At 48.6% G+C, this 7,355-nt stretch carries 10 protein-coding genes; 5 read left to right on the forward strand and 5 right to left on the reverse strand.

What is annotated here, in order from left to right:
• The first annotated feature begins 66 nt into the window (after positions 1-66).
• Complete coding sequence (locus tag IEV46_RS02450) at positions 67-672, forward strand: hypothetical protein (RefSeq protein WP_188429456.1); 606 nt, start codon at positions 67-69, stop codon at positions 670-672.
• Positions 673-846: 174 nt separating this feature from the next.
• Here the strand turns inward: IEV46_RS02450 and IEV46_RS02455 are convergent, their stop codons facing one another.
• The gene (locus IEV46_RS02455) at positions 847-1,191 is read right to left on the reverse strand and encodes a c-type cytochrome (protein WP_188429458.1); all 345 of its coding nucleotides are present in this window, start codon (positions 1,189-1,191) and stop codon (positions 847-849) included.
• A gap of 132 nt (positions 1,192-1,323) precedes the next feature.
• Here IEV46_RS02455 and IEV46_RS02460 point away from each other — a divergent pair, with 132 nt between their 5' ends.
• Entirely contained in the window at positions 1,324-1,605 is a 282-nt protein-coding gene (locus IEV46_RS02460; protein WP_268235861.1) for a histidine phosphatase family protein, read from the forward strand.
• A gap of 123 nt (positions 1,606-1,728) precedes the next feature.
• Here the strand turns inward: IEV46_RS02460 and IEV46_RS02465 are convergent, their stop codons facing one another.
• Complete coding sequence (locus IEV46_RS02465; RefSeq protein WP_188429462.1) at positions 1,729-2,370, reverse strand: CAP domain-containing protein; 642 nt, start codon at positions 2,368-2,370, stop codon at positions 1,729-1,731.
• Between the two features lie 167 nt (positions 2,371-2,537).
• Positions 2,538-2,705: a hypothetical protein gene (locus IEV46_RS02470; RefSeq protein WP_188429464.1), complete on the reverse strand. Its 168-nt coding sequence runs from the start codon at positions 2,703-2,705 to the stop codon at positions 2,538-2,540.
• 145 nt (positions 2,706-2,850) lie between these two features.
• Between IEV46_RS02470 and IEV46_RS02475 the strand changes: the two genes are divergently transcribed.
• Positions 2,851-3,612, forward strand: coding sequence for a MerR family transcriptional regulator (locus IEV46_RS02475; RefSeq protein ID WP_188429467.1), 762 nt, complete (start codon positions 2,851-2,853; stop codon positions 3,610-3,612).
• A 187-nt stretch (positions 3,613-3,799) separates the two neighbouring features.
• On the opposite strand, the gene IEV46_RS02480 is transcribed toward IEV46_RS02475, so the two are convergent.
• Complete coding sequence (locus tag IEV46_RS02480; RefSeq protein WP_188429469.1) at positions 3,800-4,780, reverse strand: helix-turn-helix transcriptional regulator; 981 nt, start codon at positions 4,778-4,780, stop codon at positions 3,800-3,802.
• Positions 4,781-4,893: 113 nt separating this feature from the next.
• Here IEV46_RS02480 and IEV46_RS02485 point away from each other — a divergent pair, with 113 nt between their 5' ends.
• Positions 4,894-5,745, forward strand: a complete 852-nt coding sequence (locus IEV46_RS02485; RefSeq protein WP_188429471.1) for an SDR family oxidoreductase — start codon at positions 4,894-4,896, stop codon at positions 5,743-5,745.
• Between the two features lie 537 nt (positions 5,746-6,282).
• Here the strand turns inward: IEV46_RS02485 and IEV46_RS18560 are convergent.
• Entirely contained in the window at positions 6,283-6,543 is a 261-nt protein-coding gene (locus IEV46_RS18560) for a transposase (protein WP_076522974.1), read from the reverse strand.
• Positions 6,544-6,794: 251 nt separating this feature from the next.
• Between IEV46_RS18560 and IEV46_RS02495 the strand changes: the two genes are divergently transcribed.
• Positions 6,795-7,262: a hypothetical protein gene (locus IEV46_RS02495; RefSeq protein WP_188429474.1), complete on the forward strand. Its 468-nt coding sequence runs from the start codon at positions 6,795-6,797 to the stop codon at positions 7,260-7,262.
• Positions 7,263-7,355: the final 93 nt, after the last annotated feature.

Here is a 7,355-nt window from a genome sequence, read left to right on the forward strand (position 1 = left end):
GCATAACCGTACGCCTCAGATCATGGATTAAAAGGAAGAACCGCTTTTTCCAGAGGAGGAATCCATGTGCTTGTCGCCGCGAGCGCCATGTTGTCCGTCATTTTTCTCACCGGATATTCTTTATTGTTGATTCATCGTCACCGGGAGTATCTGACTTGTATGATGACGATGATGTTGGCCATGGGAGTGGCCATGATGGGGAGTCTCTTGATCGGAACCGTTCTCGGAGTGTTGTTTAATGAAATGTTTGCCCCGACAGTATATGCGGTCCTGGTGGGAATGGCAACCGGGTATTCCGCCGGAAGGCCTGTACACCTGATGGCCTCTCTGGATGGTATGTTGGCGGGAATCATGGGCGGAATGATGGGGGCAATGCTGGGCGTGATGGTGCATGGGGAGGCACCCATATATACGATCGGCTTCATGCATCTCATCTACTTGTTCACCATGATGATGATCATCCGACTTATTCATGAGGAAGTGATCGAACGGCGCAGGCGGATACAAAAAGCACCTCAGCCCACCCCGTGGTTGTTGCAAAAACCATGGTCTTACAGTCTGCTCGTCGGATTGGTCCTGTTGATCGCGGTGGATCAGGCTTTATTTTCCGGGGAGATCGCACTCCCTCGTCTGTTGCAATTTCCCGAAGCCAATCCATTGTTCTCTCCCTGAGAAGGCGCTCCGTTATTGAGCAGTCCATACACGGGAGTCCAGGGCGATCTTTCCTCTCTGGAACAGGCCGTACCGGGAAGTGCCTATTGTGCTTAATTTGCTCCCACGGATATCATTTATTGTCAGAAACCGATGCTCCCCTTGCTACTAAAGGGGGGGCATCGGTTTACTTTTCTACCGGAGCTGTGATAACCATTCCGCCAACTCTTCCCGGTCTTCTTTCGAGACCTGACGTTGGGCGGGCATCTTGCCGATTCCTTTTTCAATAATGGATTCCAACTCTTTCTTGGAGTATTTGCGGCCCGTCTTCTCCAGTGACGGACCGTATCCCCCCTGGAGATTGTCGCCGTGGCAGTTGACGCAACTGGTGTAATAGGCGTCAGGAATTTGTGCGGAGGCAGGTTCTTTCTTGGTTTCAGGGGGGGGATTGGTGTCTTCCCCGGTGCAAGCGGTGAGAAACAAACAGAGCGGTAACAGAGTCAGGAGCAATCCGCGTTTTCTAAAGCCGTGCCCTTTCATCTTGCAACGTCCTTTCAAAACTTAAATGGTGGAACCCCATTCAGTTTACCCCTCAAAACCGAAGAGAAGCAAATGTTTCCACGATGAACATTTCGTGGCCATTTCCGGGATCTGATATCAAATCTATCTTACCTGACACGGGTAAACCGAGAAGATGATGGTTTGTTTGAGATGGATCTCGGCGATTGGGAAGGACGAACCCAGACGGAGATCCGGCAAATGGAGCGGAAGCGGTTTGAGCAGTTTTGGAGGAATCCCGAAGGATACCGGCCGGTCACCGGAGAGGGCTTTTTGGATGTGGAGAAACGGGCGGTTTCCTTTTTGTCCAGGTCGACCGCAGAATACGAAATTGAGTCGGTATTGATCGTCTCCCATGCGATCTTTCTCAAAGTTCTGTTATCGAAGATCCGATGAAATATCTGTGGGATCCACCTTATCTTCATGGTGCCAGTCTCAGCCGAGTCCGGATGGAAGTGGTACCATCCAGCCTCTTTCGGAACAACCCAACCCGCACACAGTTGCGGGTTGGGTTGTGGGTTATTTCTTTATAAACATTTGCGTTTCGTATTCGCCGTAGGATCCGCCCTTTGCAACACCGACGCCGATGTGGGTGAAATGGGGATTCAAGATGTTGGCGCGGTGTCCCTCGCTATTCATCCAACCCTCAACCACTTTTTCAGGGGTCGGGTAGCCGACAGCGATGTTTTCTCCGGCATAACTGAAGTGGATGTCAAATTTCCGCATCATATCAAAGGGAGATCCGTAAGTGGGGGATTGGTGTGAAAAATAGTTTTTATCCCGCATATCTTCAGATTTCAGACGGGCCACTTTGGTCAACTCGGCATCCACTTGCAGGGGGCTCAAGCCTTTTTTCTGCCGTTCCGCATTGGTCAAGCGGACCACTTCCTGTTCAAATGCGGTAAGTGTTTCTTGTTTGGGTTGAGTGGAGGGAGTATGCAGCACTTGTCCGACTTGGATCCGGTCTGGGTTTTGAACTTGTGGATTTGCTTGCACCAGAGCGTCGAGGGTGACCCCCAATTTCTCAGCAATTCTGGACAGGGTCTCATCGGATTTCACCACGTATTCGGCAGCTTTGGCAGTAGGGGTGGTTCCCCATGCGAATACGGAGAATATCATCAGCAGGCATGCTGTGATTGCAACCACTTTCGTGCTCCTCACATTTCTCCCCTCCTTAATTGTATATTCCCTATCATCCTACAGGAAAAATCCTCCCCGGAAACACGGGAATTGCTGGATGGGTAAAAGAGGTATCCAGGAGAAATCTCACATTTCCAAATATAAACGGCAGCCGTAACAGGCTGCCGATGAATGAAAAGAATCCGGTTTCAGTCGATATCGATCCCGATTCCATCTTTCCCGATCTCGATTTCAAAGTCTCCGATATCGATCTCCAGTTTCCCGTCTTCGATTTCAATTTCCACATCACCGATTTCGATTTCCAGTTCTCCATCTTCCAGTTCGACTTTCACTTCATCATCAGGGTCAAAGATCATGCCCGTCTCACCTCCTCCCTTGTTTGATTTTACTATAAAGGAACACTTGATTCCCAGTAAAAACAGTGATCGGGGCCACTCACTATGGGGATTGACATTAACGTTACGTAAAGGTTTATTCTGATGCTGTCGGGAGGTGATTCAGATGGAATATACGGTGCAAAGGCTGGCTCGGTTGGCGGGGGTCAGTACCCGCACGCTCCGGTATTACGATGAGATTGGCATTTTGAAGCCGGCAAGATTGAATTCGTCCGGATACCGGATCTATGGCCAGGCGGAAGTTGACTTGCTGCAACAAATTCTGTTCTACAGGGAATTGGGGCTCAGCCTGGACCGTATCAAAAAAATGATTACCCATCCTTCCTTCGACAAAAGGAAAGCTCTGAAGGATCATCGTGAACAACTTATTCACAAAAGAAAGCGGTTGGATGTGCTGATCGCCAATGTGGAAAAAACTATCGCCTTTATGGAGGGGAAAATAAGTATGACCGATGAGGAAAAGTTTGAAGGATTTAAGCGAAGGATGATCGATGAGAACGAGAGGAAATATGGAAAAGAAATCCGTGAAAAGTATGGTGATGATTCCGTCAGCCGATCCAATGAAAAACTGAAAAACATGACCCAGGGGGAGTACGAAGAGGTGACCCATCTGGAAAAACAAGTGATGGCCACCCTTGTGGAAGCCTTCAAAACCGGTGATCCCGCCGGTGAACTTGCCCAAAAAGCGGCAGATTTGCACAAGCAGTGGCTCACCTGTTACTGGAGCGAGTACAGTCAGGAAGCACATGCGGCCTTGGCTCAAATGTACGTGGATGATGAGCGATTCAAAGCATACTACGATCAGCAACCGGGCATGGCGGAATTCCTGAGAGATGCGATCCATGTTTATACAGGGGCTGAAAAATAAGATTACAAGAGGGACTGTACCAATGAAGTGCAGTCCCCTTTTTTGATTTCATGCATCAGGTACTGTGTTTCTCTGCCACAATATTGCGAGCCTACGTTTGTTGAAGTCGACGGGATGTGATCGGCAGAGGTTGAGAAAATAGGCATGGAATCAATGAAGCGTTATTTGACCGGTGAGGTCGGGTTCGTCAATCAGGAGGATGTGTTCCCGGTTCTTCGTATCGTTTTACGAGGGCTTTGGCCATTGCAATCACCCGGTGTTGAAGGGATACAGGTTCCAGCACGGTCATCCGGTCACCAAATCCAAGGATCGTTTCGGCTGCTTCTTGTTCCGTGTCGAAGGAGAGGGTGATTGGGATCCATCCGTCGGGGGCCGGCGAACCGATCTCCAGGATACGAAGGAAGCGAGGGGTGAATTTCAGACGCGGTAAAATCGATGGGTGCCCTTTCACCCGGACTTCAAAATTCGGCAACCGTTCCAGAAAGGCCTGGGTTGACATTTTCCAATATTCGGCCAGATCGAATGAATCCGGCCGGTTGAATCTTTCCTCTGTCAGTTCGGCGGATCGAATCCGCGAAACCCTGTAATTTCGTATATCCCCCTCCGCTGCGGCAACCAGATACCAGACACTTCCCTTTGCCACCAAGCCAAGCGGTTCGATCATACGATCCACTGTTTGACCATCCGCCCGATCATAACGGATCCAAATCTTTTTCTCTTTCCATATGGCCGCTTGCAAGCTCTCAAAGGCAATCATCTTTTCTTTGGACTGCCTCCAAGTACTTGTGTCGATATGGATGCGTTGCCGGACTTCTTTTACACCGTCACGATCCACTGCCGGAAGAGCGACCAGCAATTTGTTTCTGGCGTCTTCAGCAATACGGGTCAGACCCAGATCACTCAACAATTGCTCAGAGGGAGAAACCAGCAGAGCTCGCAATTCCGACTCTTTCAGACCAGTCAGGTTGGTTCGGTAACCCTCCAGCAGACGCCATCCTCCACCCGCGCCCCGTTTAGCCACAACCGGCACACCGGCTGTACTGAGTGCTTCCATATCCCTGTGGATGGTTCGCTCGGAGACCTCCAGTCGTTTTGACAGCGATTTCGCAGTCATCTGCCCATGCACCTGTAACAACAGAAGAATGGATACCAAGCGATCGGCCCGCATATCGCTCTCCTTTCAGTGAAATCATTTTTTATCAAGAAAAGATAATCAAGACAATAGATGTCATGAATCATCCTGTATCCTTACCTTATCAAAAGGGAGAGAGGATGAGAAATATGCGATCCTTGGAAGGAAAAATCGCTTTGGTTACCGGCGCGAGTCGGGGCGCCGGGCGAGGAATCGCGGTGGAGTTGGGGAAAGCAGGAGCAACGGTTTATGTTACGGGAAGAAGCGTTCAAGGCAGATCCACCAAGGATTGGCCCGGCACTTTGGACGAAACCCTTTCACAAATTGAGTCCTGCGGGGGGACCGGCGTGGCAATCCGTTGTGATCATACCCGGGATGAAGAAGTGGAGGCTTTGATGGCCCGCATTCACGACGAACAGGGGCGCCTCGACATCCTGGTCAACAATATATGGGGCGGCAACGAGCTGCCGATCGAAAATGAACCGTTTTGGGCATTGTCCCTGGATCATTGGGAGAACATGTTTACCGCTGGAGTGCGGGCGCAACTGGTAACCAATCGTTTCGCCATCCCGTTGATGCGAGAACAGAAATCTGGAGTGATCCTGCATACGACTTTCTGGGATGATAACAAGTACACCGGCCACTTTTATTACGATCTGGCCAAAAACGCCCTGAACCGGATGGCCTACGGGTTGTCTATCGAGTTGAAAAAAGACGGGATCGCCGTACTCGCGGTTTCCCCCGGCTGGATGAGAACCGAACTGGTCCTGCAACATTTCGATACCGATGAAAACCATTGGCGTGAAGTGGAGGCGTTGAAACAGACGGAATCCCCCCATTACGTGGGGCGTGCTGTCTGTGCCTTGGCAACGGATCCCGACGTGATCCGAAGGAGCGGAAGGGTGTGGCCCGTAGGCCAGTTGGCGAAGGATTACGGGTTCACGGACATCGATGGACGGCAGGTCCCGGTCTTTCGTATTCCTGATCCTGAGGGGGATTGAGCTTTAAGAATCGGCCATGGGTGGTAGCGAGGGGTTTTACGAGGGGTAGAGGGAGCATCGGCTAATTTCGGGGCCATCACTCCAGCAAATGGAAAACGACCTGAGTTGCACAAGCAACCACAAGTCATTTTTGTCTTCTTATAATCTTTTTCAAAAATTGCTCTTTATCAAATGAATGATATTCCCCAAGCCCTTTGTATTTCTAGCAGATCAACGTTTAAAGCATCGGATTGTTCCTTGTAGCTTAGGTTAGGCTGTTTCCTCCAGCATCGAAACACTTCGGGGAATCTTAAACGAAGCGGAAATTACCTACCAACATACGAAGACATGGAAAGAATCCAACGATCCAGAGTATAAGGTTAAAAAACGAATTGATCAGCTTTACAACCACCCGCCGCAGGACGGTCGGGTGATCTGCCTTGACGAATTTGGACCCCTTAATCTTCAACCCCATCGAGGTCAAGGATGGTATCCAGTGAAAGAGCCCGTTCACTTCACGCCACCTATCCCGCCCTTATGGAGTTCGTCACTATGACCTTAAGACGGACCATCGATCCCAAAGCAAGAAGCACCGGGTCTTCTTTTGTTCTCGTAAGATCGTTCATGACGTTTATTTTTGTTGCGCCATCGGATGTAAGCCCGAATTTGGTTAAAGAGATCATCATGAGAAGTATAATAACTTCCATTTAGAACAAATCGACGCAAAGGACCAAAATGGCATTCGATCCGGTTGAGCCAAGAGGAATAGGTGGGAGTGTAAATCAACTCTATATTATGTTTCTTGACCCACTGACGCACTTTGCCGGTGTTTTATGGGGTGAAAAATTGTCCAACACCAAGTAGATCCGCTCCGAACGATGGAAGCGGCGACGGAGCATTTTAATGAACGAGAGAAGATCAAGGTTGTCCGAAGGGGCACTTTTTTCTCAACTTTGGTGTAGAGGACAATAATTAGCGTCAATCTTTTAAAAAAAATAGCTTCGTTACAATGATTTAACTCGATTGTGTAGAATGGTTTAGTGGGAGTATTTAAAAGGAGGAGGATCATTTTGAAAAGAAAGATTTTATCCATTGTCGTGGGAGTAACCCTCATTGGTACAACTATTGCATTTGCTGATGTTGATCAAACAGAGGCAATCACAAAGCGAGATCAGGCGGAAAAGGTTGAAATGTTTCTTGCTAAAGGGCTAGATGAAGCAAAAAGCAACGGTGAAAAATGGATTAGTGAAGTTGACAACAACAAAGAAATATATGCTCAAATCACTCTGAATAATAAAAGAACAGTTAAAGAGATTAGGGATTTAACTAAAGATCACAATTTAGAGGTTAAAGGTTGGAGCTATATGATCAATATTGGAAACCACACTGCTGTCGGTGGATATACTATCAGTCCGAATGAATCAATGATTGAGGCGGAAAAAAGGTTTAACCATTCTCTGAAGACAGTTATAAAGAGGGGCTATGTCCCAAAAATCGTGGAAATTGAAAGTGGCGGTCTCCTAAAGCGTTTGGTATAACGGTGGTGGACAAACCAAGAAGGAGAAACCGCCACTATGAAAAGCTTACACGAAAGAGAAGGAAAGTTCCAGAACGATACGATTCAGCTTTCG

Origin of the sequence: Kroppenstedtia guangzhouensis (assembly GCF_014637345.1) — a bacterium.
In the GTDB taxonomy this organism is placed as follows: domain Bacteria; phylum Bacillota; class Bacilli; order Thermoactinomycetales; family DSM-45169; genus Kroppenstedtia; species Kroppenstedtia guangzhouensis.